Origin of the sequence: Nonomuraea sp. NPDC048916 (assembly GCF_040649575.1) — a bacterium.
In the GTDB taxonomy this organism is placed as follows: domain Bacteria; phylum Actinomycetota; class Actinomycetes; order Streptosporangiales; family Streptosporangiaceae; genus Nonomuraea.
On the sequence record NZ_JBEZFS010000285.1, the window covers coordinates 1 to 383 of the forward strand.

At 72.3% G+C, this 383-nt stretch carries 1 pseudogene; it reads right to left on the bottom strand.

The features are described 5' to 3' along the window. Positions 1-383: pseudogene (locus tag AB0C16_RS40875) on the bottom strand (glycosyl hydrolase); the annotation flags it as partial.

Genomic DNA, 383 nt, shown 5'->3' on the forward strand with positions numbered 1-383 from the left:
GGACCGAGCCGCCGCCGGAGAGCAGCGAGCCGAGGTCGTAGGCGGCGATGTCACCGGGGGTGCGGAGCGCGTTGCGTTCGGCCTGGGTCATCTGGCCGGCCTTCTCGGCGGGCGAGAGACGTCCCAGCAGGTCCGCGACGCGCTGCCGCACCGGCAACTTGGCGTTCTGGTAAGGGAGTCCATGGGCGTCGATGACGACCTGCGGGTTCTCCCGGGGGGCCTTCGCGCCGGTGACGGTCAGTTCCAGCGGGATCGTCTTCGCCTCGGCGGGCTTCGACGCCTTCGCCGTGCGGACGGTGACCTTGTGGGTGGTGCCGGAGGCGGTGCCCGCGGGGAAGGTGTGGCTGCCGGTGACCGGGGTGTAGTCCTTCCCGGCCTCCGCC